The sequence below is a fragment of the Streptomyces sp. NPDC054796 genome (assembly GCF_053611545.1).
In genome coordinates, this window is record NZ_JBSHAO010000022.1 from 20,270 (window position 1) to 42,500 (window position 22,231).

Consider the following 22,231-nt stretch of genomic DNA (forward strand, 5'->3'; position numbering starts at 1 on the left):
GCTTCCCCCCCAACATGTTGGTGTTTTTATGGGGCCTCACCCCCGCCGGGGGGGGGCGGGGGGGGACCGCGGGTCTCAGGTGGCGATCTCGACGGTGATCTTCAGACCGAGACAGTCGGCCGCGCGCTTGTTCAGCGCCTCGCGCTCCAGGGCGTCCACGGACAGTTTCCAGCGGGTCTTGGTGCTCACCCAGTCGGCCAGGTAAGGGCAGGACGCGCCCTTGGCAGGTACCCACCACTGGCTGGGGTCTTTATCAGCTTTCTGCCTGTTGTACTTCGCCGTCACCGCGACCAGCGAGCGGGGCGCATCGAGATCGTTGGCGTAGTGCATGCGACGGTCCGGCTTCCACTTCGCTGCACCGCTGTCCCACGCCTCCGCCAGCGGTACGACATGATCAATATCGAGCTTCGACGCATCGTTGATGACGGCGTCGTCGTAGTACGAGCGCCACTCGCCACCGGAGATCTTGCAACCGGGGCCGACCTCGGGCTTCCTCGTGGCCTCGCCGAGCAGGACCTCGGCCCTCGTGTGGCAACCGTCCTTGTCCTCGTCGATCCAGTGCTTGAAGCTGGTGCGCTTGTACCCGGTCCGGTCCTCCTTCGCCAACGGCAGCGCGGCAATCGCCTCGGCAACGGGCATCGACACCCGCTCCGGGCCGGGGACGGGCCCGGCGCCCGCGGGCGCGGCGGCAGTCAGGAGGGACGCGGTGAGGGCGGCGGCGGTCAGGCCGCGCACAATCATGATCATGAGAGCAGGAAGCCACGCCACTGCCCGTGAGCACCGCCTGACACCACCGGATTCACTCCTTCCGGGGACCGGTCACCGCAGTCACGGGCACACGCCCGCTCAGTCTCCTGATGGCCCGACGGCATCAGGTCACGCAGATTTCACGCCCCGGCATCTACACGCGCAGACCCGTGCGGGCCAGGATGGTCCCCGCACGGCCCTTCCCTGCTGTCCTCCGAGCACAGGAGTCGGTCCCATGCGTACCTCTCTCCGCCGCAGATCCCTCGCCGCGCTGACCACGGCCGCCACCAGCGTCGCCGTGGCCTTTGCTGTTGCCGCGCCCGCGCAGGCCGCGCTGCCCACCCCCATCAGCGCGAGCACCGCCCGCTCCTACCTGGCTTCGATGACCGCCGTCGCCGAACCCCCGCGCTCCGGCTACGACCGGGATCTGTTCCCGCACTGGATCACCATCAGCGGCACCTGCAACACCCGCGAGACCGTCCTCAAGCGCGACGGGACAGGCGTCACCACGGATGCGTCCTGCGCCTCCGTCTCCGGCAGCTGGTACTCCCCCTACGACGGGGCCACCTGGAGCGCCGCCTCGGACGTGGACATCGACCACCTCATCCCGCTGGCCGAAGCCTGGGACTCGGGCGCCAACACCTGGACCACCAGCCGCCGCCAGTCCCTCGCCAACGACCTCACCCGCCCCCAGCTGCTGGCCGTGACCGACAACGTCAACCAGTCCAAAGGCGACCAGGACCCCGCCACCTGGTGGCCTTCCCGCACCGCCTACCGCTGCACCTACGCCCGCGCCTGGGTCCACGTAAAGCACTACTACGGCCTCGCGGTCGACCCTGCCGAGAAGAGCGCCCTCACCTCCGTCCTCAACAACTGCTGACCGCCTCCGTCTCCCGCCGGACGAGCACACGGCCGCGTGGGTCCCGGCGGTGATGTGCGCGCCGCCTGATCGCAGGTGTCCGCACCCCCAGTACGGCTGGGCGCATCCGAAGACGGGGTCGGCGTGTTTGGCACCCGGGAGGCTTATGCGACGGGCAGTGTCGTTTCGGTGTGTCCGGGGGCGTTCTGCCAGCCGTAGGTGGAGTGGGTGTGGCCGTGAGCGATGTGGAAGAGAGCGGTGGTGTGGTAAGGCACGCATGCCTGCGGTGGCCGGCTCAGGGGGAACCAGTCGAGTCCGTCGCACTTGTCCGGCTCACGGATCTGGGGCTCTCCGCTCCAGGAGCGGGCACGGTAGAAGAACCCGAGACGGGGGTCCTCGCCGGGAGCGCGGTGGTCGATGAAGTGGACGAGTTCCAGCTCGCCGCTCTCGGCCTGGATGCCCAGTTCTTCCTCGCCTTCGCGGGCAGCGCCAGCCGCGGTGTGCTCGCCGGGTTCCAGGTGGCCGGAGGGCACGTGCCACAGCCCTGCGGCGTAGCCGCCGCGGCGTCGGCTGAGCAGCACGTGGTCGTCGCGGATGAGCAGGAGGTGGACGTCGCAGATGCGGTGGTGCCGCTGGCGGTGGACAGCTGTGCTCACGGTGTGCGCCGTTCCTTGTGGTGGACGTGGGCACCGCTGATTATGGCGAGTCGGCCGCGGCGGCGGGTGCGGTTCGCCACGTGGGTGAACGAGGGGGTCACGCCTGTTCGCTGCGCAGGAATGCTTCCGCTTCTTCTGCCGCGGACTGGACGGCGCGCAGGATGTGCCGCGGGAGCCGGGTGAACAGGTGGGTGCGGACTCTTCGGGTCTGTTTGTCCCAGTGCCAGGTGCCCTGGACGCGTCCGCCGAGGGTGATGGTGGCCCGGACTTCCCCGATCGGGTTGAAGGCGGCAGTGGCGTGCGCGGGATCCAGGTAGCGGTGCCGGGTGGTGAAGTACCCCTTCAGTGCGGGGCCTTCGAAGGCCAGCAGGCGTACATGGTCGTCGGGGAGGGGCTCGGCGGTGCGCAGGTGGTCGATCTGGTCGCTGAGGGCGAGGAGTTCCTCGTGGGTGCCCGTGAGGCGTACCGGGGCACAGGGTGGGGCCTGGTCGCGCTGACCGCGTGCGTGCTCGGACTCCTCGCCGGTCGGTGGACAGGCTGGTGGTGGCTCCGTTGGTGAGAAACGACAGCGTTTGTCGATCAGTTTCGACACCACCCGCCGCTCGCCGGACGTCGTGTCGATGAGATTCGGCAGCACGGCTCGCATGTCGGCTGACGTGCTCGAAGTCCCGACACGAGGGGCCGACTGCTCTCGGTTCTGACCGACACCCGCGTCGGCCGTTCGACGGTGGTGCTGCCAGAACTCGCCGACATCCGCTGCTGCTTCTCACCAACGGAGCCAGGTGGCCCTCCCCGTATCCGACGGTGGTCGACCTCGTCGGCGTGCCAGTGCTTCTCTCCTACGCCGTGTGGGCCCAGCAGCGCGTCGACCGCGGCAAGTGGGACTCAGCCGTCGCGGAGAAGCCGCGGCTGGAGATCGCGCTCGAAGATCTCGACGGCCTGGGCCACGAGGAGTTCGAATTCGCCGTACGGGATCTGCTGCGGCGCGACGGTTTCACAGCGGAGCGCGTCGGCGGGACCGACGACGACGCCTGTGACGTTCGTGCCGTGGATCTCGACCATCGGATCTGGGCGGTGCAGTGTAAGCACCGGAAAGCGGGGAGACGCGGCGACGCGGTCGATGTCCGCGTGGTCCGGGAGTTGAAGGGCACTGCCAGTGAGGTGCACAAGGCAACGTTCGCCGTGATCACGACCAACGGGCGGTTCACCAGCAAGGCCGTTCCCCAGGCTCGGCGACTCGGTGTCCACCTGGTCGACCGGGACCTGCTCGGACAGTGGGCCTCGGGACGTCCGCTGTGGGATTTGCTGGAGCATGTTCCACCGCCTCTGCGTCACCCTGCGGACGGTCGGCGCATGGCCCGCATGGCCGCATAGGCAGCACCACTTGCAAAGTCTCCCCAGCGCTACAGGCGCGAAGAGCTGGAGCGAAACGCTCTTCAGGCTGCGCAGGAACTGCTGAACAGCCGACTGGCCGGGACACCGTAGCCATGACAGCCAGGCGCGCTGCGTTACCTGCATACCCCAGCGCCACTTTCTCCGGATGCACGCTTCGGGAGTCGTAACGGCCGGGCTGCGATCTGCCGACGGGCCATTTCCCAGATCTCCTCGAACTCCGTAAGGGTTAGCGTCTCCGGATGATGGCCTTCCCACTCGGAAACGGGCAGTTCCGCAGTGAGCCCGAATCTGTCGTCATACTCATCGAGGCGACTTACGTCGCAGGCCCGCTGCCATTCCGCGAGCGAGGCAGCTGCGATCGAGGTCAGCTCAGGCCCTTCGAGCTCGATCTGCCGGATCACCCATCCTTCGTCATCGACCTCGAAGTAGAACCAGATGTCTTCCTCGCCCCAGTAGCAGCGCGTCCACGTCGTCATATGGCCATGATGGTGGCGAAGGGCTGTCCAGAGGCAATGCCGAAGCAGTCTTTCCTTCCACTCTCAGATGGTCGGCGAGGACAAGCGAGCGGCACACACCACCGTCCTGCACCAGGCCGCGCAACTGGTGGCCCTGCCCGACCTCCAGCAGCAGGCCGACCCACGCGCCATCGACCTGAGCGACCACCCGGAACTCCGGGACCAGGCCAGAGCCCTGAGCCACGCGATCAACGAGGCGGTGACAGCCCGCCGCCCCGCACCCTGGACCGCCCCGGGTGCATCCGGCCGCTTCCTCCCACCTGACCCGCCGATCCCCCGAGCCCGGTTCCACCGGCACGGTCGGGACGGTCGACCGAAGTCGAACATGTGTGTGGTTCAATGCGAGACATGGCACCGCGCTTCCCCCACGACCTGGTCACCGCACAGCGCGAGTGGCACCGTACGTACGCTGCGCTCGCCGCCCCCTCCCCCGCCGATCCCGCCGCGCTGCGCCGCCGCCTGCTGCACCTGTCTACCCGGATCTGGTGGCACCCGGCGTGGAACACTTCCATCTGCCCCACCGGCCGGGGCCCCGGCACGGCCGCGCTGCGCCGCCACGCCCGCCCAGCGGAACAGCGGCTGTGAGGCCCCCGGCGGGCCATCTGAGCAAGCGCCAGGAAGCGATCCTGCGCTTCCTGCGCGCACGGATCGCCGAGACCGGCGACCCGCCCTACCTCCGCGAGATCGCCGACGCTGTCGGCCTCTCCAGCCGTTCCACCGTCCACCATCACCTGCGGCTGCTGGAACGGCGGGGCCTGGTCGTACGGACCGACACCCACCGCCGCGGCTACCGACCCGCCTGACCGACATGAGGGGGCCAGAGCCGGTCGTGTCCCGCCAGTGGCGCCTGGGCATCGCCCAGGCTGGGGCCATGGAGGACGAGGTGGTGGTGCGACCGCCGGTAGAGGTGATGCGTCCGAGCGCGGCCCAGGTGCTGCCCGCGACGATGCCCGGCGGGATACAGGTCAGTTGGAAGCTGGACGGGTTCCGTTGCGTCGCCTTCGCCCTGGGCGGCGGAGCCGCCGTCCTTCAGTCCCGGACGGGCCGCGACATGGCCGCGGAATTCCCGACGATCGCGCATGCCGTCGGCGAGCTGCCCGCCGGCGTGGTCCTCGACGGTGAGCTGTGCGCGGTCGATCCGGACGGACGCATGGCCTTCCACTAGCTCCTGCGCAGCCGGACCGCGCGCGAACGCGACGGGATCAGGCTGGTCCTGGTCATGATCGACCTGATCGCGCTTCCCGGCCAGGACCTGCACGAACAGCCGCTCCGCGACCGGTTCGCGCTGGAGCGCGAGACGCTGGAGTCGGTGCCGCTGCCACTCCAGGTCCTCACCACCCTGCATCGTGACCAGGCGCTGCGGGTGTGGGAGAAACTGCCGGAGCTGGGCGTCGAAGGGGTGGTGTGCCGCAGCCTGGCCAGCCGCTACCGGCCCCAGGACCGCCGAGCCTGGATCAAGGTCAAGCACGCCGACACGCAGGACGCCTGGCTGATCGGCATCGTCGGCTCCCCGCAGCGGCCCCGCGCGGTGCTCCTGGAGCTCGACGACGGCCGCCGCACGCTCTCCCCCGCGCTCGACGCCCTCCAGCGATACCGCATCGGCGAGGCCGTGGCCACGGCCGGACTTCAAAAGGGCCCGCCTCGGGGCGACGTGCGGCTGCTCGCCACCCGCTGCGGGCCGAGGTCGCCGTCGGCAGCACCCAGGGCGCGCGCACCAGGTTCGTACGGCTGCGCGGTGGCGACTGAACCCCGTAGGCCGGGACCGTTCAGGGAGGTCCACTTCGGCGTGCACCTGCGCCTCGATCGCCCGGTTCTCGGCGAGGTGGCAGACGGACCAGCGAGCGCTCGGGCAGTGGTTTCGGTGCCGGCGGCGAGGAAGCTCATGATCTGGTCGTGCACTTCGAGGTCGGTCAGCGACCGCCCGTCGGGCGTGTGCGAGGTCGGGAAGGTGTCCAGCAGGTCGCCCCGTCGCGCTCCTGGGACATCGTCCTCCTTGCGGCAGATGTCCCCGAGGGTCTTGCGGCATCCGGCCACGCTGTGGTCGACGAGCAAGGCGCGGCGTTCCTTCTACGTTGCGAGGGCTGTTGCGGCGCGTTCGCGGAAGTCCCGTACGGCGGGGATGGCGGCCCTGTCCTTCATGTTGTGGGTCAGCTCGCGCAGGGGGCCGACGGCGCGGTGGGAGCTGATCTCTTCGGTGAGGTCGAGCGCCTGGTGGGCGGTGGCGCAGGCGCGCTCGGGGTCGTCCTGTCGCCATTGGGCGTCGGCGCGCCGTGCCAGGAAGAGAGCTTCGGTGCGTGCTCGCGCGCCTTCGCCGGGGAAGAGGGCGGCGGCTTCCACGAACGTGTCTTCCGCGCGGGCGGGGTGGTCCAGGTCGAGGTAGGTGGAGGCGAAGGCGCCCAGCAGTTCGCTCTGGTCGAACCAGGCGACCCATTCGGGGTCCTCTTCCTTGGCCTGGTCGGCTGCGGTGAGGAGTTCGGCGGCGCGGTCGAGGTCGGCCAGGGCGGCGGGGTTGTGCAGGTGTGCGCGGGCTCGGGCGCGGCGTGAGAGCAGCATGGCCTCGACGCGGGGTGTGGTGCGGCCTCGGGCTGCGGAGAGGGCAGCCAGGGTCATGGTTTCGGCGTCCTGGGCGCGGCCGGTGTTGTAGGCGGCGATGGACCAGAACGCGAGGATGTGGCTTCCGAGTGCGGTGTCCGATGAGGAGTGCGCGGAGCGCAGTGCGGCGTTGAAGGTGTGGTCGTCGCAGGTGTCGTGGACGTCGAAGCTGGCCCAGGCGTGCATGCGTGCCAGGTCGGCGGCGGCGGCGTGGAGGCGGGCGCCGTGGGCGTCGGTGTAGGAGCGGTCTTTCAAAAGCCGTACGACCAGGCGGAGGCTGGAGTCGGTCTCGGCGAGGAGTTGTCCGCCGCCGTCGATGTCGTCGGCGTGACGCAGGTAGCGGACGCGGGACTCGATGTGCGCGACGGCGGATTCGCCCAGGCGGCGGGAGTGGGCGATTTGGCCTGCTGCGGCGGGGTCGGCGGTCAGCCAGGCCCACAGTGTGGTGCTCAGGGTGGTTCCGGTCAGGAGGGTGAAGCGCCTGCGGTCCATGGTGGTCTCCCTTCCGGATACCTCTTCGAGTGCCTGGATGGCCCCGGCCGGGTCCCAGGGGTAGGGGGTGGGCTGTTGGAGCGGGTCGAGTGCCAGCCAGTGGGGCCAGCAGTCTGGACGCGCCTTCTCTCGCGGGATGTTCAGCAGTTCGGCGATGAGCTGCTGGGTGCGCGCGTCCGGGCAGCGGCCGGCTTCCCACCGGTAGACGCCGTCCTTGCCGGTGCCGACGGGGATGCCCCGTTCCGTGCCGAGGTCGCATAAGCGGCGGGCGAGTTCGGGCGCACTCCAGCCGCGCACCGTGCGTGCTCTCTCCAGCGGGTGTGTCATCGGCCCCCGCCCCTCGGAAGTCGGGCCTTCGGAATCCGGGACGAACACATCGACGGTAATCGCCCCGGCTGCTGGTGCGGAACACCGCCATCGGGTGCTGTGTGGGTGCTCTTACCCGCACCCGCACCGCACCCGCCGTCCTGCTTCCGCGGCGTGCCGGAGGCGAGGACGGTGTCGTCACAGCCGCTGCATCGCTCCCCGGCCGGATGCCGGACTCCGCGGGCGATCGGCGGAATCCCTGTTCGGAGGCATCCCCATGGACAACGAGGCCAGCGTTTCAGCCCCTGCGACCCGCGCCTACATCCCGGCCCAGGTGACGCCGTTCGGCACGGTCACCGGAGCAACGCTCGGTAACAAGCAGCACGACCCGGCCGACGACACCCAGTACTGGAACGCGAGCTGACCAGCACTCCCACGGTGATCGTGGACTGAGATCCGCGCCCGGGGCCGCCGTGCACACGACCGGCCGCCCCGGGCGCCCTCGCATGCCCAGGACGCTTTCACGAAGATGATCAGGAGCCAGGAATGCATCGCTTCATCGTCGGGAGACTCGCCGCCCACCCTGCTCCCTCTCATGCGGTGCCCCGCGAGGGCACACCGCTGGTCTCCGAGGCTGGATGCCGGGCGTGGAGCGTCGGTCACGACGCCGCGGAGACCTCCGTCACCCCGGCCGGAGGGCCAGGGCCCCGGCTGGTGACGGCCGGGCACTGCCTGGCCACCGACGCCGAGCGCCACTCGGCCCTGGCGGCGGGGTGCCGGGGTGATCTGCGGCCCGCGCTGCTGCTGTCCGGTTGCCACCTCACCGTGGTGATCGCCGAGGGGGAGGTGCGGGTGGCGGGGGACGGGGCCGGTGTGATCCCGCTCTACTGGCTTGAGGACGAGCGCGGCCTGTGGTGGGCGACCGCCGCCACACCGCTGGCCGCGCTCGCGGACGCCGCCCCCGATCTGTCCTGGCTACTGGGCGGTCTTGCCCTGGACGGGGTGGACTTCCGGATGCGCGGCGCCCCCTTCACGAAGCTCCGCCGCGTGCCGCCGGGGAGCGCGCTGGTGTGGCGCGGCCGGGCCGCACCCGCGGTGGTCTCCGTCTTGAACGAGAGTCCCGCGCTGTCGCGGCGGGCGGGGGCGGCGCAGTTCCGCGAGGTCTTCAGCACGGCGGTCGCACGGCGGACCCGCGGCGCCCAGCGGGTGACCACTGATCTGTCGGGAGGGGTGGACAGCAGCTCGGTGACCTCTCTGGCCGCGCGCGAACAACGGGTGCTGGCCGTCACCTACACCGATGCGCGCACGGCTGATGATGACGATGTCCTCTACGCCCGTCGGCTGGCCCGTGAGGTCGAGGGCATCACGCACCGGGTCATCAAGGGCGGGCAGGTCGCGGCAGGGCACTTCGCGGGGCTGGAGGACCCGGCGGCTGTGCCCGCAACGGACCTGCCGTCGTTGTCGATCGGCGTGCTGCCGGTGCTCGCCGCGCGGCTGGCTCCGGTCGCCGAGTACGGCTCGACGGCGCATCTGACCGGGCGCGGCGGCGACAACGTGCTGCTCTCGGCCAGCAGCCACAGGGTGGATCAGCTCCTCGCGGGCCAGCGCCTCCAGGCGGTGGCCCGTGCCGCCGACTTCGCCCGGACCGTGCGGATCGCGCCGTGGCGTGCCTGGCGACAGCTCGCCGGTGCGGCCTTCACCTCGTATCCGCGCGCGCTGGGACGCCTGGCCGACCAGCTCGGCTCTGCGCTGCCTGCCGCCTGGCGTCCCGGGCCGGAGACCGACCTGGGGTGGTGCGGGACCACCGCGGCGGCGCGGTGGCTGACACCGGCGGGCCGCCGCGCGGTGGCCGAGCTAGTGGGCTCCGGAGCAGCGCACGCTGCGGGGTGGGCCCGTCCCGCCGAACTGCACGACCGGCTCGCGCTGGAGTGGATGGCCGCCGAGCACGCCACGTTCGACGCCCTCGCCCGCCAGCGGTGGGGCGTGCCCATTCACGCGCCGTTCCTGGATACGGCGGTGGTGGAGACCTGCTTCGCCATCCCCCCGTACGAGCGGGTTCAGCCAGGGGTCTACAAACCGCTGGCCCGCGCGGCCCTGTCCGGGCTGGTGCCCGACTGGCTGCTGAGCCGCCAGACGAAGACGCTGTTCACCACCAGCGTGTTCGACGGCCTGGCCGCCAACGCCCCCGCGCTGCGGCGCATCCTCGCCGGCTCCCGCCTGGCCCAAGCAGGGCTGCTCGACGCCGCGCGGGCCGCCCGTGATCTGGAGGCAGCGGTCGCGGGGGCGCCCGCTCCTCTGGGCGCCCTGCACGCGCTGCTCGTCTCCGAGCTGTGGCTCGCCCGCCTCCCGGCCACGACCGACCCCGCCACCTGGTGGACCTCGTGGACTTCCGCCCCGGAAGGGGGGACACCGTGCCGGTGACTCCCAAGCTCTACACCGCCCGCCTGCCGGGCGGCGGCGCGGCGGTGATGGACATCCGCACCGGCCGTGGCCGCTGGCAGCACCTCAACAGCACCGCTGCCCTGCTGTGGCAGCGGCTCCTCGAAGGGGAGCCGCTGGAGCAGGCCGTCGACGACCTCACTGCCTCCTTCGCCGCCCAGGGCGCGGACGCCGAGACCGTCCGCACCGACCTGACCGCGTTGGCGCAACAGTGGCACCAACTCGGCCTGACCACCGCATCTGCGGCCCCGGCCCCCGACCCCGGCGAAGTCCCGGTACGCGCTGCGCTGCCCGGCGACACGCCGCTGGGCGCGGCCGACCGCGCCGCCGGGCTGACAGGGCTCGCCGTCGCCCTGGTCCTGCTGCACTGCGCACCGATCCGCGCCAGTATCCGTGCGGCCCGCCTCCTCGCCCGCGTTCCCCGGCGTGTGGCCAGCCCTGAACGCGCCGATCTGCTCTTCGCCGCCGTGCGCCGCGCAGCACGCCTGTGGCCGGGCCGATCTGCCTGCCTGGAGGAGTCCCTGGCCTGCTACGTCGCCGGGGTGATGCGCGGTGCCCACGTGGCGTGGGTGATCGGCGCGCGCACCGCTCCGGCCGCCGCCCACGCCTGGAACGAGGCCGGTGGCTGGGTCATCGGGCAGGACCTGGGAGACCGGGTATGGCCCTACGCCCCCGCGATACGCCTTCACCACGCCGCGCACGGGAAATAGGAATCGCATTCGCCACCCTCCGCCACGCGGGGGGACCGTGACACCCCTTCGGGTGGTTCGTTGGCGCAGGCGTGACGACCTCTGCGCCCTCATCACCCGAGCCACCCGCCACCCCGGCCCAAAAACGCCGTACTCGGCGACGTCCGGAAAGCGTGGTCATCCCCCGCTACACCGTCAGCGGCGAGCGGCACGACGACGCGCTGGACACCTCGTGGTGGACGATCGCCCGCCGCCTGCCCCGCCTCTCCGGCATCGCCCTCCGGCTGGCCTGGCAGGCGGCCCCGCGTGCGGTGGCGCTCAGTGGTCTGCTCCAGCTCGTCTCCGGCGCGGTCACCGCACTCGGCCTCTACGCCACCACCAACGCCCTGGCCCCCCTGCTGGCCACCGGCCCCACCGGCGAGCGGGTACGGGACGCGCTGCCCTCCCTGATCATCGTGACCGTGGCCGCCTGCGCGCGCTCCGTGGTCGCGGCGCTCACCGTCGCCACGACCGCCCGTATCGGCCCGCGGGTCGACGGCATCGCCGAGACCCGCTACCTGGAGGCCGCCACGAAGGTGCCGCTCGCCGCGTATGAGGACCCCGCCTGGTCGGACCAGTCCGAAGCCGCCTCACGAGCGGCCAAGGACACCCACCTGATGGTCGAATCCCTCACCACGGTGACCACCGCCGTGCTGTCCATCGCCGCCGCCGGCGGCATCCTCGCCCACCTCCACCCCGTACTGCTGCCCCTGCTGCTGCTCGCCGTCCTGCCACGCGGGTGGGCGGCCGTGCGCGCCGCCCGCGCCGCCTACTTCGCCGACCGCCACACCCTTGCCGACCGCCGCCTGCGGCACTCCGTCATCTTCGAGACCTCCAGCCGGGAGAACGCCCTGGAGGTCCGGGCCTACACCCTGCGCCCCTGGCTCCTGGGCCGCTTCCGCGACGTCGCGGCCCGGCTGGAAGAAGCAGCGGCCACCGTGGGCCGCACCTCCGCCCGCTACCAGCTCCTCGGCGACGCCGTAGCAGGCTGTGCGACCGGCCTGGTGTACGCGACGCTGCTGTGGCTCACCGCGAGCGGACGCATCCCGCCCGCCGCGGCCGGAACCGCGTTCATCGCCGTCCAGACCAGTACACGCCTCCTCATCAGCCTGGTCAAAGGCGCCAACACCACCTACAAGACCGGCCTCTACCTGGGCGACTGGGACGCCTTCCTCGCCGACGCCGCCACCCGCATCCGCCTCCCGGCCACACTTGAGCCAGTGCCCGCCGAGCCCCGGACGATCGAGGCGCACAACGTCACCTTCTGCTACCCCGGCAACGAGCTGCCCGCGCTGCACAACGTGTCGGTCCGCGTGCGCCGTGGTGAAGTCCTGGCCATCGTCGGCGCCAACGGTTCGGGCAAATCCACCCTCGCCAAGCTCCTGGCCGGCCTCTACACCCCGACCACCGGAGCGGTCACCTGGGACGACACCGACATCGCCCGCACCCACCCCGAAGACCTCTGGCAGCACCTCGCGATGCTCCCCCAGGACTTCAGCCGCTGGCCCGTCACCGCCAGAGACAACATCACCCTCGGCCAGGGCCCCCAGGACGAAGCGAGCATCACCGCCGCCGCCACAGCAGCAGGCGCCGACACCGTCCTCGCAGCACTACCCGACGGACTGGACACCAACCTCGCCCCCTCCTGGTGGGGCGGACGCGACCTCTCCAGCGGACAGTGGCAACGCATCGCCGCCGCCCGCGCCTTCTACCGCAACACACCCCTGCTCATCTGCGACGAACCCACCTCCGCCCTCGACCCCCTCGCCGAACAAGCCGTCTACCGGCGCATCCAGACACTCGCCGAGGACAGAACCGTCATCCTCATCAGCCACCGCCTGGGCTCCACCCGCACCGCCGACCGCATCATCGTCCTCGACGGAGGCCAGATCATCGAAGAAGGCACCCACGACACCCTCGTGGAACACCCCCAGGGCACCTACGCCAGCATGTGGCGCGCACAAGCCGAGACCTACGCAGGAAACCCGGCCTGATCTCATCCGCTTGCTTCTGCTGCCCAGTCCCCTGGTCGGGCAGTTTGAGAGGCATGCGCCGTCGGCAGTCGGACGAGCAGACGTGGGTGCGAAAGACCGGGCGCCGACTCCGTCTGCCGCACGTCCAGGACACGGTCGACGTCGTGGCCTGCTTCCTGGACTGTCCGATCACCCTGGGGACCGACTCGGGCGTTATACCGGGCCCCGGGACGACAGAACGGCCACCTCGACTTCACGGAGCCGCTGGAGCACGAGGCCGAGCACGTGGCCCGCTCCCTGACCCACGCACCTGCAAAAGTGCGCCGACCCCAGCCTCTTCGGGGCCTCGCCGTCGAGGTTCGTCAACCGGCGATAGCACCGGCGCCCTGCATCGGTGGCGCGAGCGCGCTGCGCTTGGGTCGGGCCGATGCCAGGAGTGGATGCGGCAGGCGCCATCAGCTGCTTGCCGCGGTCGTGTCGAGCCATCCGGGGACCGTTCGCCGACTGACAGTGATGATGTAAGTGGTGGTTCTGCTGATGCGTCTGACTCGCCGACTGACTGACGTCTTCGACTGTCCTGTTTCGGATTTGTCGGCGCATCGGTGGAGCCACCACGCACGCGGCCGGACGGGCGTTTGTGACCTTATAGGAGCTTGGTCCAGAAGCCCCGTCACTGTCTTGTCCACCCGCCCGACCGGCGCGTGCCGCCCTCGGAACGGACACGCAAGGACGGACATGACCAGCATGACGCACGACGGCCCGGAGATCACCGGCGGAGTCGACACCCATGGCCTGACACACCACGCAGCGGTGATCGACTCCATCGGACGGCACCTGGCCGACCGCGAGTTCCCCGCCTCCATCCGCGGCTATCGTGACCTGCTGGAGTGGATGCGCTCCCATGGCACGCTGACGGCGGTGGGAGTCGAGGGCACCGGCGCCTACGGGGCCGAACTCGCCCGCGTGCTGACCGCGGCCGGGGTCACAGTCGTCGACGTCGACCGGCCGGACCGCAAAACCCGGCGGATGAAGGGCAAGTCCGACCCGATCGACGCCTACGCCGCGGCGACGGCCGTACTGTCCGGCCGGGCCACCGGTATCCCCAAGAGCCGGGACGGCGTGGTCGAGGCGGTGCGGGTGCTGCGGACCGCGCGCCGCAGCGCCGTCAAGGCCCGCACCCAGGCGATGAACCAGATCCGCGGCCTGCTCGTCTCGGCCCCCGCGATGCTCCGCGAGCAGGTCGCCGGCCTGGAGCGGGCCGTGCTGATACGTACCCTGGCCCGACTGCGGCCCGGCGATGATCTCTCCTGCCCGCTGGCGGCGACCCGGGCAGCCCTTCGCCGCCTCGCCCGCCGCCACCAGGCCCTGGACGGCGAGATCACCGAGCTGGATGCCCAGATCGGCCCGCTGGTCAAGCAGGCCGCCCCCCAACTGCTGGAACTGTTCGGCGTCGGTCCCGAGACCGCCGGGCAACTGCTGGCCTCGGCCGGGGACAACCCGGAACGTATGCGGTCCGAGGGCGCGTTCGCGCACCTGGCCGGTGTCGCGCCGATCCCGGCCTCATCCGGCCGCACCCACCGCCACCGCCTCAACCGCGGCGGCGACCGGGCCGCGAACAACGCCCTGCACACCATCGTGCTGACCCGCATGCGCTTCGACGAACGCACCCGCGCCTACGTCGAGCGCCGCACCAAGGAAGGTCTGTCCAAGAAGGACATCATGCGCTGCCACAAGCGATTCGTCGCCCGCGAGGTCTACCGCGCACTGACCACCAAACCCACGGAACGAATCACTCAAACCGACCTCGCTCCAGTGGCTTGACAACCATAGGAGCATCCGGAGAGTGCGGACAGCCGGGTGGGGCCGGTTCCGTGGGCGTGCGCGTTGTTGAGGTGCCGCCGGACGTCCTCGTCGACCCATCTGAGCTCATTCAGCAGCAGGTGTCGGCGAACCCCGGCCAGGGCCAGGGCCTCATCTGGGGTCAAGGACGGGGAGGGGTTGGCTTCGCCCCAGAAATAGATCTCCTCGGCCAAATCGCTCCAGCGGTAGGGCTGTGGCGCCGCCACCTTCAACCCGCTGTCGGACAGCTCTTTCGCCCATGCCTCATCTTTCAGCAGCTTTTCGGGCGGAACGGGTTGGGCCCGCAAGGTCTGCGGGTCGGTCAGGTCGCGCCATGCCAGGTGCAGGCGATCACCGCGATCTGGCGTACGTTTTCCCTGCGCACGGTGCAGGCAAGCGCGTACACGACCTTCGCAGCGCGGCAAGCTGACGGGGAGAGGGATCCTCGCAAGCGGCGTGTTCGCCCCCGCAGAGCATCGGGATTGCCCAGGTCAGGACGTAGGCCGCGTGTGTGCCGCGGAAGCCGCACGCGTCGTCGTCCTCGTGCGGGGTCACGCGCATGAGGGGCGAATAGTTCGCCTCCTGGGCAGCGCCATCGCGCGTGGTTTCGACCTCGAACTCGCAGTATTTCAACCCGCCGATAAGCCCGCTGACGGGGGCCGCGTTCGGCCACTCCTCCACCAACACGTCCGCCACGTGTACCCCGTTCCCTTCGGCGGCGGGAAGGGCTTCCCGCCGTGTGCCGCAGGGTGTAGCAGGACGCCGAAGCATCACGCAATGACCAACGGGGGCCATGCCCTCAGCAGGGTGAATGCATCAGCCGAATGGCGCACAGCGGGCTTGTTCGACAGCGCCGCCGACTCACCCCGGGCGATCTTCTCGGACCGGGGGAAGCGCTGTCGACTCAGATGGCAGCGGCCAGGACTCGCCCTCGGGGCTGTCCAGCCAGGCGAGGTGCTGGTCGGAGTCCCTGGCAGTGATGCCGAGACGGTCGATACCGTCAGCATTCATTTCTATGCGAGCACGGGACGGCGTACAGGACGGGGAGAGCGGAGCCGTCGGCACCCTGCTCCCGCCGTTACTCCCGTCGCTGGACGCCACGACAACGTATCCAGCACCGAATGGCAGGACATGCCCAACGGAGTGTGACCTCGTTTCTTGGAATCCGGTGCGCCAGTCGGTTATGTCGCCACATGTGCCGACGGGAACCTTACAGATTTCTTTAGTGAGCCCCTTTCACGCCACATCAGCCTACCTGGCGACTGTTTTGAGTCTCGCAGTTCCCTCCCGGTGGAAGATCTACCGGGAGGGAGCCCACGATGTCCAGAGCCGTTGAACGCAGGGGGTCCAGATGGGTACACATGCTGAGGGGTATTCGGCCAGCGCTGATTCGATCGACAACAGCTCACACATCCTGGTGGAGCTTGCGGGGCTGCTGTATCAGGGGAGACCGGACGGTCAGATTTCCGTCGAGGCTCGCGTGCCACGGTCCCACCGGGAAGTATCCGACATTCTGGATAAATTTGCGCGTTTCAGCAACGATCAATTCCTGGATACTGTCTCTCTCCTGGTCGCTCTCTCCTCAAAGCTCACGTCGGCCGGAAACGCCTATACGGAGACCGACCGTGAGACTCGGCAGGCGTTTGGCGCGCTTCTGACCGAAGGCGTCTTCGTGCGTCCGGAAGACAGGTGAACGGTGTGACCTACCGAGCCGACGTCGATTTCCTTGATCTGTGCAACCCGATGTTGATCAAGAGAAACGCGCATGAGTTCCGTCGCCTTCACCGATTGCTGGACTCCGCTGACGAGGCGTTCCTCAAGGCCACGCGGACGCAATGGGTGAGCGAGGCGAAGGACCGCTACGTCAAGCGCTTGGGGGAAGCCGAAACACTGGCCACCCATCTTTCCGAGGCATATCGCACGACATGGAAGGCGCTGGAAGGGTACGGCGAGGCGGTCGAGACGGCAAAGGGGCACTACAGTGATGGTTTATCGAGTGAGGGGAAGCTCTCCGAGGTCATGGCAAGGGTGGCCGAACCTGTCACGGAAAAGGCACAGAAAGCCGAACCGATGAGGCAGTGGGAGGACCTGCGGAAACGTACAGGTGTCCTGGACTGGATGGCCGAGGTCACGGCAGACGTGGACGAGATCCGCGAAGAGGCCGAAGGCTACTACAATGCGACGGAAGGAAGCTATGCGGACGCCGCGCGGGTGGAGAGGGAGGCGCGGGAAAGCTGCGTCCTGCGCTTGATGAGGGCCTACGAAGGGTTGCCCGACTTCCGCGGCGACCTTCCCCACCCCAGAGAATTTCTCGACAGGATTCCTGATTTCAAACGCGAAGTCGGTGAAGCTGAGGACGATCCCAACGTGGCGTTGCCCGGCTCCGGGCCCAAAGTTGACGGAATCCTCGCCCAGGCAGGCGACAAACGGGTTTCGCCGAAGCTGGCGGAGATAAGAGCACAGATTGACGGGCTGCCCTCAGCCATGGAGAACAATTATTGGCTGCCTTCCTTCTCGGACGATGCTCGGCGCGAGTGGATACAAGCCAACCGTGATCACATCAGGTACGCGGCAGAGTACTCCGAGCTGCCGCCGGACGTGATTGCGGGAATTGCCTGGCAAGAGGTTGGAGGAGACCCGGGCGTGGCCGACGATGTCGCCCAGCAGTACCGGCAGCATCAGCATGAAGTGTGGCCAGAGTTCCAGGCAGTGGCCGAAAAGATGGGCATGGGAGGTGAGGAGGATGAGACATCCATGGGTCCGATAGCAGTTCAGTTGCGGCGTTCCGCGGAAGTCTTGGGATACGACCCGGAGAACATGTCCCGGGATCAATGGAATGAGGTCGAAAAGGCCACGCAGGATCCCACCACCAACATCTACATCGCATCCGAATACCTGGCGCAGTGCAAGGCGGAGAGCAGCTTCGCCGACGTGCCGTCACACGAGATGACGGATGAGCAGTACCAGGAACTTGCCGCTCGCTACAATGGCGGACCCTACTGGGAAGGCGACGACGCTCAGGGGTACGGTCGCGGATTTATGCTGAAAATCGACGAAGCCAGGCAGGCCCTCCGTGACTGATTCACCAGCGGTACCTCATGCGCGTAAGCGGTCGTCGCCACTGACAGTGGCTGTATGCGCCGTCGGACTGCTCGCCGTGCACGTAGTGGGAGGCTACTTCGTGCTCTACGCGTACCTGCGCAGGTCCCAAGGAGCCTGGGACGTCGGCGTGACGAGGACGGTCCGGGCCGTCGCCACTGTTGGCGTGCTCACCGAACTACTCGCGTTCGGGCTCACCGTCGCGTTCATCGGGCTCGCAGGCTTGCGGCGGTGGTGGTATGCGCTGCCGGGGGCGTTGATCCTGCTCGCCGTCGCGCGCCTGATCTTCGCCCCCAGTCCTTGAGAGGTGCGGCGGGAACTGGTCCGCGCCATACTCCTCGTCTCGCCGCTCGCGTTCCCCACGGCCTCACTCCGGGGCGATGGTCGGCGCCGAGAGCATCGTCGCCATCGAGGTGGACGGCGACACACCTCTCCTCCACCGTCGCCGTGCGCCGCATCCCACCGGCCTGGATCGCCCAGGCCCAGCCCGGAGGCATCATTGCCTTCCCTTCCACACCCGCCCCGCCCCCTACGGCCTGCGCGGATAGGGAGGTTTCCGTCGATAACGCGCCCGAGCTGGACGAGGGCGATATCGAGGCCGAGTGACCGGACTGATGTTCGCCCACCGCCGAGGGGGATCCCGCGCGGAGGAAGGGCCCACTTGTTGGAGAGTCCACGCGGGCTCGCCGTATTCCGCGACGAAGACCCGCGTAGTTTTCGGCATTGCCCGCCCGGCCGGCCCCGGGGGTGAGGCGCAAATTCAAGGAGGAAGTCGGCGCTTCCCGGCCACCGTCTGCGACCTCATCGGTCACGATTATCCCCAGACCCAAGCGGATAAGTCGCGGGGGTCCCGATACCCGATACGCCCGCTAAGCGGGGGACGGCGGACGCCTGCCGCAGCAGTAGAGGTTGCTGGTAGGCGGCAGGTAGAGCGGTGGCCTGCCGGGCCAGGATCGCGCGGGGAACCCGGCGCTCCCAGATACCGTAGGCGCGCGGGGAGCCATCGAGGCGGATGACGACATCGTGCGCTGTGGCGCGCACGATCACAACGCGTGCGCCTCCGGCCTGGAGTCGGGTTCCCACCGTCCACCGCGTGGGGACCGGCCGCCGGGCCCGGTGCACGGGCGTCGAGCACACCGCCCCGCTTCCGTGGGACGCATCACCGAGCCGCCGCCATGCAGGCTGGCCCCGCTCTGGCCTCGGATGCCTTGCAGGGCGACCGCGTCATCCTGCACTGGTGACTTCACCAGTAGCAGTCGAGATCGACGATACCGACACACAAGCCAGTAAAATCGCCCTGGGATAAACGGGGTTCGGGCGAACAGGGGTGGCTCGGATGGACGTGTATTTAGGTGGCCGATGGACGGGTATCCCGGTCGGCAAGGTCACCAGGGACGGCACCGTCATCCAAGGTGGCCGATGGACGGGCCTCACAGTCGGCAAGGTCACCAGGGACGGCACCGTCATCCAAGGTGGCCGATGGACGGGCCTCACAGTCGGCAAGGTCACCAGGGACGGCACCGTCATCCAAGGTGGCCGATGGACGGGCTACCGCGTCGGCTACGTCACAGGGATGACCGACATCCGCAGGGCCGGCGGGGCGGCCCTGCTTCTGCTGCTGAGCTGACCCCGCCGTTTGCGGCTGACGACACGGTTCTTACCGACACCCGAAGTGCCAACAGCTCATCTGTCCAGCTCAGCAGCGGTTAGACCTGTTGGAGTCAACAGGTCCATCACCCGGCTGAGTCGGCTCCGTGGCGGGCGGTGAGCAGTTCCTCCAGGAGCGCGAGGACCTCGTTGCGGGCGGCGACAGCCTCGGTACTGGCGGGCGGCTCGGCGCCGTGGGAGACGAGGATCGGCCGCAGTGACTTGAGCCGGGCGGCGAGGTCGGGCCCCTCCAGCTCGCGGTGCCAGGAGAGCAGCCGCTCGGCGGGGGCGGCGGGGGCAAGTCGCGGCCACGCGTCGTTGAGGCAGGCCAGGCTCCACACGGCGGCGCGCAGGTGGGGCTCGTTGTCCCGGCACCAGGCGTCACCGGCCCGCTCGGCGCGCTGCCGCTCGGGGTAGCGGTCGCCGCGGTAGCTGGCGGCATCGCGCCCCAGGCGCACGAACCGGCTCTCCACACTCGTACGGAAGCCCTGGCCGGTGGCCCTACGAGCTTCCCGTAGAGCCACCGGCCAGGGGTGTTTCGTTCAGCAGCGGATGGCGTCCTTGCACTCGCGCAGGGCCTCTTCGACATCCCGGCTCCACTTGCCGGGCTGGGGCCCGGTGGCAGGGTCGGGCGCCGTGGGGGGCACGGCAGAGCCCGTGCGGGCGGGCAGCGGCCCGGGTGACGGTGCGGCGCGCGGCTGCGGGGAGGCGCCGTGGGTGGAGATGGCCACCACGAGTTCGGCCAGATCGGTGTCGGGCAGCGGGAGTTCGAGGTCCTCGTCGACGAAGCCGACCACGGCGGGCACGTATTCGATCAGGGCCAGCACGGTCTGGGACAGCGGCTTGTCCTGGCAGCGGCGCAGGGAGGCCAGGATGCGCAGGGCCGTGGCGAGTTCCAGCTCGGTGCTGGTCTCGGAGGGGATGGTGGCCGGGGTGAGGTGGGTGTGTCCCAGCCACCAGTCGGCCTGGCCGTCCTCGCCGTGGGAGCGGTGGTGGAGGTAGAGGCAGTAAGAGGAGATGGTGTCGCCGGCGCCTGCGGCGTACTGCCACCAAAAGCGCGCGCTGTCCTCGCAGGCGGCCAGGTGGAGGATGGCGCCCAGGGCCCGGGCCCCCTCCGGTCCGGGCAGGCTGGTACCGCAGATGGCGGCCAGGCTCTCCAGGGCGCCGGGGCGGGTGAGGACGGTCTCGCACAAAGCCCGCAGGTTGCGGGCCACGGGGTTGACCCGGTCCCGGCAGACGGGCGGCACCGTGACGGTGCGCGGTCGGCCCGGGGCGGGAGCCGCGCCGCTGCGGCGGGCGGCGACGCGGGCGGAGATGCGTTCCTCGGCGGCCTCGATGTCGGCCGGAGAGTACGGGGCGGTGGGCCGTAGTCGTGCGGCGGCCAGCAAGCGGTCGATGTCGGTGGTCATCAGCGCTCCCCTTCTGTTTCTGCGGCGCGGTCGTAGATCTCGCGCAGGCGGTGTTTGGCGTAGCGGTCGGTGGAGCGCACGCCGGCTTCGGTGATGCCCAGGTGCGCGGCGACCTCCGCGGTGGTGTAGCCCTCGCAGTGCAGCAGAACGGTCACATCCTGCTGGCGCTCGGACAGTTGGGAGATGGCGTCGAACAGGCGCAGGTTCTGCTCCACCTCCCCGATCGGGTCCGCGGTCTTGTGGAGGGAGGCGGTCTCGAAGGCGGCGGCGTCCACCAGGGCGGGGCGCCGCCCGCGGGCGCGGGCGTGGTCGACGACGCGGTTTTTCATCACCTGCCAGGCGTAGGCGGCGGGGTTGTCGGTGCTCAGGACGTGGATCCAGGTCAGGGCGAGTTGTTCGAAGGCGTCATCGACGGCCTCTTCGGCGTCCGCGCGGCAGTGCAGGTAGCGCTCGGCCCACCGCAGGTAGCTCTCGCGGTGCATCTGGTGGAAGGCGGAGAAGTCCAGCGGCAGCTTCTCCGTCACCGGGGCAGGGCCGGGTGTGGCTGGGCGCAGGGAGGGTTCTTCCTGGGTCACCGCCTCTCCCCCTCTCCCGGTTTTCCCGTGGGGCGGTGCATCTCACTCACGCCCACGCGTACACCGGCCGCCGCGAGCCGGCGCAGCAAGGCCACGGCGCCGGGGCCGAAGACGCGCAGGGCGAGCACGCCTATCGCCAGGTCCCTGACGAGCTGTTCGATCGGGTAGTCCACGGACCGTTCGGTCCTCTCTGTCCGGCGAGCCGGGGCCGGCCACCACCCCGAGGGCCCCGGAGGATGCTCTGTGCACCCTCTGCCACGAATGGCGTCCGCCGCGCGCGATTCGTGCATGCCAACAGCCGGAAACTTTCGGAACCAGCAACTCCGCATCCACGCGGTGAACACCGCTGACCACCACGGCCCCCGGAACTGCACAGGCGAGAGCGCTTACCGGGCACATGTCGCCCACTCATGCCAAACCGGCTGGCCCAGAAATCCCCGGCGCACGCCCCCACCCCGCGCGCCCCCCTGAAGCCCTCGGAACGCGGTCCGGCCGGGCCCACCGACGACGCCGCGGCCGTCACCGCCGACGTGTTGCGGGCCGTGGTCGCAGAGCTGGTCGCCGCCGGTCAACGCCCGCTCCGGGGCCGCCTGTTCACATGCCCGTGGCTTCCGTATGCCTGGGGTTCTGCCCGGACCAGGAAATCGAGTACCGTCTGGAGCGGCTGCACCCCGCTGAGCGCGATACCTTCGCCCACGGCGTCGCTCCCGCCCTGGCCGCCGAGGCCAGCCAGGCGCGGGCCGCGTTGATCAGGGTGGGTGCGGAGCGGTTCGACGGGAGGCCCGCCAGTGCCTCGTCCAGGTTGTCCGTCAGGTTCAGCGCGTCGCGGGGCTTTCCGATGTCGACGGTCGCCGCGAACTCGTGCGTGAACGCGTTCTGCGGGCCGAAGGTCAGGCCATAGACGTCGAGGGCTGCGTCCATGCCCTGGGCGGCGGAGATGGCGGACTGGATGTGCGACGC

Annotated in this window: 24 protein-coding genes and 1 pseudogene; 14 read left to right on the top strand and 11 right to left on the bottom strand. The window is 69.7% G+C overall.

Annotated features, from left to right (window positions below; genetic code table 11):
- Positions 1-75 precede the first annotated feature (75 nt).
- The gene (locus ACWGJ2_RS19645) at positions 76-747 is read right to left on the bottom strand and encodes an HNH endonuclease family protein (RefSeq protein WP_453347399.1); all 672 of its coding nucleotides are present in this window, start codon (positions 745-747) and stop codon (positions 76-78) included.
- A 235-nt stretch (positions 748-982) separates the two neighbouring features.
- Here ACWGJ2_RS19645 and ACWGJ2_RS19650 point away from each other — a divergent pair, with 235 nt between their 5' ends.
- Positions 983-1,627, top strand: coding sequence for an HNH endonuclease family protein (locus tag ACWGJ2_RS19650; protein ID WP_453347400.1), 645 nt, complete (start codon positions 983-985; stop codon positions 1,625-1,627).
- Between the two features lie 143 nt (positions 1,628-1,770).
- Here the strand turns inward: ACWGJ2_RS19650 and ACWGJ2_RS19655 are convergent, their stop codons facing one another.
- Complete coding sequence (locus ACWGJ2_RS19655) at positions 1,771-2,262, bottom strand: NUDIX hydrolase (protein ID WP_453347401.1); 492 nt, start codon at positions 2,260-2,262, stop codon at positions 1,771-1,773.
- Between the two features lie 97 nt (positions 2,263-2,359).
- Positions 2,360-2,908, bottom strand: coding sequence for a DNA glycosylase AlkZ-like family protein (locus ACWGJ2_RS19660; protein WP_453347402.1), 549 nt, complete (start codon positions 2,906-2,908; stop codon positions 2,360-2,362).
- A gap of 158 nt (positions 2,909-3,066) precedes the next feature.
- Here ACWGJ2_RS19660 and ACWGJ2_RS19665 point away from each other — a divergent pair, with 158 nt between their 5' ends.
- Positions 3,067-3,636, top strand: a complete 570-nt coding sequence (locus tag ACWGJ2_RS19665; RefSeq protein ID WP_453347403.1) for a restriction endonuclease — start codon at positions 3,067-3,069, stop codon at positions 3,634-3,636.
- Between the two features lie 134 nt (positions 3,637-3,770).
- Here ACWGJ2_RS19665 and ACWGJ2_RS19670 read toward each other — a convergent pair whose 3' ends face one another.
- A complete protein-coding gene (locus ACWGJ2_RS19670) occupies positions 3,771-4,133 on the bottom strand; it encodes a hypothetical protein (RefSeq protein WP_453347404.1) in 363 nt (120 codons plus the stop codon).
- A gap of 387 nt (positions 4,134-4,520) precedes the next feature.
- On the opposite strand from ACWGJ2_RS19670, the gene ACWGJ2_RS19675 reads away from it, so the two are divergent.
- The 3 genes and pseudogenes from ACWGJ2_RS19675 to ACWGJ2_RS19685 form a co-directional block, all read left to right on the top strand.
- On the top strand, positions 4,521-4,757 hold the full coding sequence (locus ACWGJ2_RS19675; protein WP_453347405.1) for a hypothetical protein: 237 nt from the start codon (positions 4,521-4,523) through the stop codon (positions 4,755-4,757).
- Positions 4,754-4,975, top strand: coding sequence for a LexA family protein (locus tag ACWGJ2_RS19680; protein ID WP_453347406.1), 222 nt, complete (start codon positions 4,754-4,756; stop codon positions 4,973-4,975). Before ACWGJ2_RS19675 ends, ACWGJ2_RS19680 begins: the two co-directional genes overlap by 4 nt.
- 143 nt (positions 4,976-5,118) lie before the next feature.
- A pseudogene (locus ACWGJ2_RS19685) lies at positions 5,119-5,577 on the top strand (ATP-dependent DNA ligase); the annotation flags it as partial.
- Positions 5,578-5,798: 221 nt separating this feature from the next.
- Here ACWGJ2_RS19685 and ACWGJ2_RS19690 read toward each other — a convergent pair.
- Positions 5,799-6,224 carry a hypothetical protein gene (locus ACWGJ2_RS19690; protein WP_453347498.1) on the bottom strand — a complete coding sequence of 142 codons (426 nt, stop codon included), beginning with the start codon at positions 6,222-6,224 and terminating at the stop codon, positions 5,799-5,801.
- 15 nt (positions 6,225-6,239) lie between these two features.
- Positions 6,240-7,583 (bottom strand): XRE family transcriptional regulator, encoded by a 1,344-nt coding sequence (locus ACWGJ2_RS19695; protein ID WP_453347407.1) that lies wholly within the window; start codon positions 7,581-7,583, stop codon positions 6,240-6,242.
- Positions 7,584-7,839: 256 nt separating this feature from the next.
- On the opposite strand from ACWGJ2_RS19695, the gene ACWGJ2_RS19700 reads away from it, so the two are divergent.
- From ACWGJ2_RS19700 to ACWGJ2_RS19740, 9 genes are all read left to right on the top strand, one after another.
- Positions 7,840-7,986: a hypothetical protein gene (locus tag ACWGJ2_RS19700; RefSeq protein ID WP_453347408.1), complete on the top strand. Its 147-nt coding sequence runs from the start codon at positions 7,840-7,842 to the stop codon at positions 7,984-7,986.
- 122 nt (positions 7,987-8,108) lie between these two features.
- Positions 8,109-9,983, top strand: coding sequence for an asparagine synthase-related protein (locus ACWGJ2_RS19705; protein ID WP_453347409.1), 1,875 nt, complete (start codon positions 8,109-8,111; stop codon positions 9,981-9,983).
- Positions 9,974-10,711, top strand: coding sequence for a lasso peptide biosynthesis B2 protein (locus tag ACWGJ2_RS19710; protein WP_453347410.1), 738 nt, complete (start codon positions 9,974-9,976; stop codon positions 10,709-10,711). Before ACWGJ2_RS19705 ends, ACWGJ2_RS19710 begins: the two co-directional genes overlap by 10 nt.
- Before the next feature lie 152 nt (positions 10,712-10,863).
- Positions 10,864-12,723: an ABC transporter ATP-binding protein gene (locus tag ACWGJ2_RS19715; protein WP_453347411.1), complete on the top strand. Its 1,860-nt coding sequence runs from the start codon at positions 10,864-10,866 to the stop codon at positions 12,721-12,723.
- Positions 12,724-13,437: 714 nt separating this feature from the next.
- The gene (locus ACWGJ2_RS19720; RefSeq protein ID WP_453347412.1) at positions 13,438-14,523 is read left to right on the top strand and encodes an IS110 family transposase; all 1,086 of its coding nucleotides are present in this window, start codon (positions 13,438-13,440) and stop codon (positions 14,521-14,523) included.
- 1,369 nt (positions 14,524-15,892) lie between these two features.
- Complete coding sequence (locus ACWGJ2_RS19725) at positions 15,893-16,234, top strand: hypothetical protein (RefSeq protein WP_453347413.1); 342 nt, start codon at positions 15,893-15,895, stop codon at positions 16,232-16,234.
- A gap of 5 nt (positions 16,235-16,239) precedes the next feature.
- Complete coding sequence (locus ACWGJ2_RS19730; protein WP_453347414.1) at positions 16,240-17,622, top strand: hypothetical protein; 1,383 nt, start codon at positions 16,240-16,242, stop codon at positions 17,620-17,622.
- A gap of 76 nt (positions 17,623-17,698) precedes the next feature.
- Positions 17,699-17,944: a hypothetical protein gene (locus ACWGJ2_RS19735; RefSeq protein WP_453347415.1), complete on the top strand. Its 246-nt coding sequence runs from the start codon at positions 17,699-17,701 to the stop codon at positions 17,942-17,944.
- Positions 17,945-18,976: 1,032 nt separating this feature from the next.
- Positions 18,977-19,267 carry a hypothetical protein gene (locus ACWGJ2_RS19740; protein WP_453347416.1) on the top strand — a complete coding sequence of 97 codons (291 nt, stop codon included), beginning with the start codon at positions 18,977-18,979 and terminating at the stop codon, positions 19,265-19,267.
- 106 nt (positions 19,268-19,373) lie between these two features.
- Here the strand turns inward: ACWGJ2_RS19740 and ACWGJ2_RS19745 are convergent, their stop codons facing one another.
- The 5 genes from ACWGJ2_RS19745 to ACWGJ2_RS19765 form a co-directional block, all read right to left on the bottom strand.
- Positions 19,374-19,760 (bottom strand): hypothetical protein, encoded by a 387-nt coding sequence (locus ACWGJ2_RS19745; RefSeq protein WP_453347417.1) that lies wholly within the window; start codon positions 19,758-19,760, stop codon positions 19,374-19,376.
- Between the two features lie 69 nt (positions 19,761-19,829).
- Positions 19,830-20,696, bottom strand: a complete 867-nt coding sequence (locus ACWGJ2_RS19750; RefSeq protein ID WP_453347418.1) for a hypothetical protein — start codon at positions 20,694-20,696, stop codon at positions 19,830-19,832.
- Positions 20,696-21,271: a sigma-70 family RNA polymerase sigma factor gene (locus ACWGJ2_RS19755; protein ID WP_453347419.1), complete on the bottom strand. Its 576-nt coding sequence runs from the start codon at positions 21,269-21,271 to the stop codon at positions 20,696-20,698. Before ACWGJ2_RS19755 ends, ACWGJ2_RS19750 begins: the two co-directional genes overlap by 1 nt.
- Entirely contained in the window at positions 21,268-21,444 is a 177-nt protein-coding gene (locus ACWGJ2_RS19760) for a hypothetical protein (RefSeq protein WP_453347420.1), read from the bottom strand. The genes ACWGJ2_RS19755 and ACWGJ2_RS19760 overlap by 4 nt, the downstream gene beginning before the upstream one ends.
- Positions 21,445-21,865: 421 nt before the next feature.
- On the bottom strand, positions 21,866-22,192 hold the full coding sequence (locus tag ACWGJ2_RS19765; protein ID WP_453347421.1) for a hypothetical protein: 327 nt from the start codon (positions 22,190-22,192) through the stop codon (positions 21,866-21,868).
- Positions 22,193-22,231: the final 39 nt, after the last annotated feature.

What these genes read in the sequence shown, in the direction of transcription:
- ACWGJ2_RS19670 (WP_453347404.1), bottom strand. Translation starts at nt 4,133, where the DNA reads ATGACGACGTGGACGCGCTGCTACTGGGGCGAGGAAGACATCTGGTTC.
- ACWGJ2_RS19700 (WP_453347408.1), top strand. Translation starts at nt 7,840, where the DNA reads ATGGACAACGAGGCCAGCGTTTCAGCCCCTGCGACCCGCGCCTACATC.
- ACWGJ2_RS19645 (WP_453347399.1), bottom strand. Translation starts at nt 747, where the DNA reads ATGATCATGATTGTGCGCGGCCTGACCGCCGCCGCCCTCACCGCGTCC.
- ACWGJ2_RS19740 (WP_453347416.1), top strand. Translation starts at nt 18,977, where the DNA reads ATGGACGTGTATTTAGGTGGCCGATGGACGGGTATCCCGGTCGGCAAG.
- ACWGJ2_RS19660 (WP_453347402.1), bottom strand. Translation starts at nt 2,908, where the DNA reads ATGCGAGCCGTGCTGCCGAATCTCATCGACACGACGTCCGGCGAGCGG.
- ACWGJ2_RS19725 (WP_453347413.1), top strand. Translation starts at nt 15,893, where the DNA reads ATGGGTACACATGCTGAGGGGTATTCGGCCAGCGCTGATTCGATCGAC.
- ACWGJ2_RS19650 (WP_453347400.1), top strand. Translation starts at nt 983, where the DNA reads ATGCGTACCTCTCTCCGCCGCAGATCCCTCGCCGCGCTGACCACGGCC.
- ACWGJ2_RS19720 (WP_453347412.1), top strand. Translation starts at nt 13,438, where the DNA reads ATGACCAGCATGACGCACGACGGCCCGGAGATCACCGGCGGAGTCGAC.
- ACWGJ2_RS19750 (WP_453347418.1), bottom strand. Translation starts at nt 20,696, where the DNA reads ATGACCACCGACATCGACCGCTTGCTGGCCGCCGCACGACTACGGCCC.
- ACWGJ2_RS19675 (WP_453347405.1), top strand. Translation starts at nt 4,521, where the DNA reads ATGGCACCGCGCTTCCCCCACGACCTGGTCACCGCACAGCGCGAGTGG.
- ACWGJ2_RS19695 (WP_453347407.1), bottom strand. Translation starts at nt 7,583, where the DNA reads ATGACACACCCGCTGGAGAGAGCACGCACGGTGCGCGGCTGGAGTGCG.
- ACWGJ2_RS19705 (WP_453347409.1), top strand. Translation starts at nt 8,109, where the DNA reads ATGCATCGCTTCATCGTCGGGAGACTCGCCGCCCACCCTGCTCCCTCT.
- ACWGJ2_RS19765 (WP_453347421.1), bottom strand. Translation starts at nt 22,192, where the DNA reads ATGGACGCAGCCCTCGACGTCTATGGCCTGACCTTCGGCCCGCAGAAC.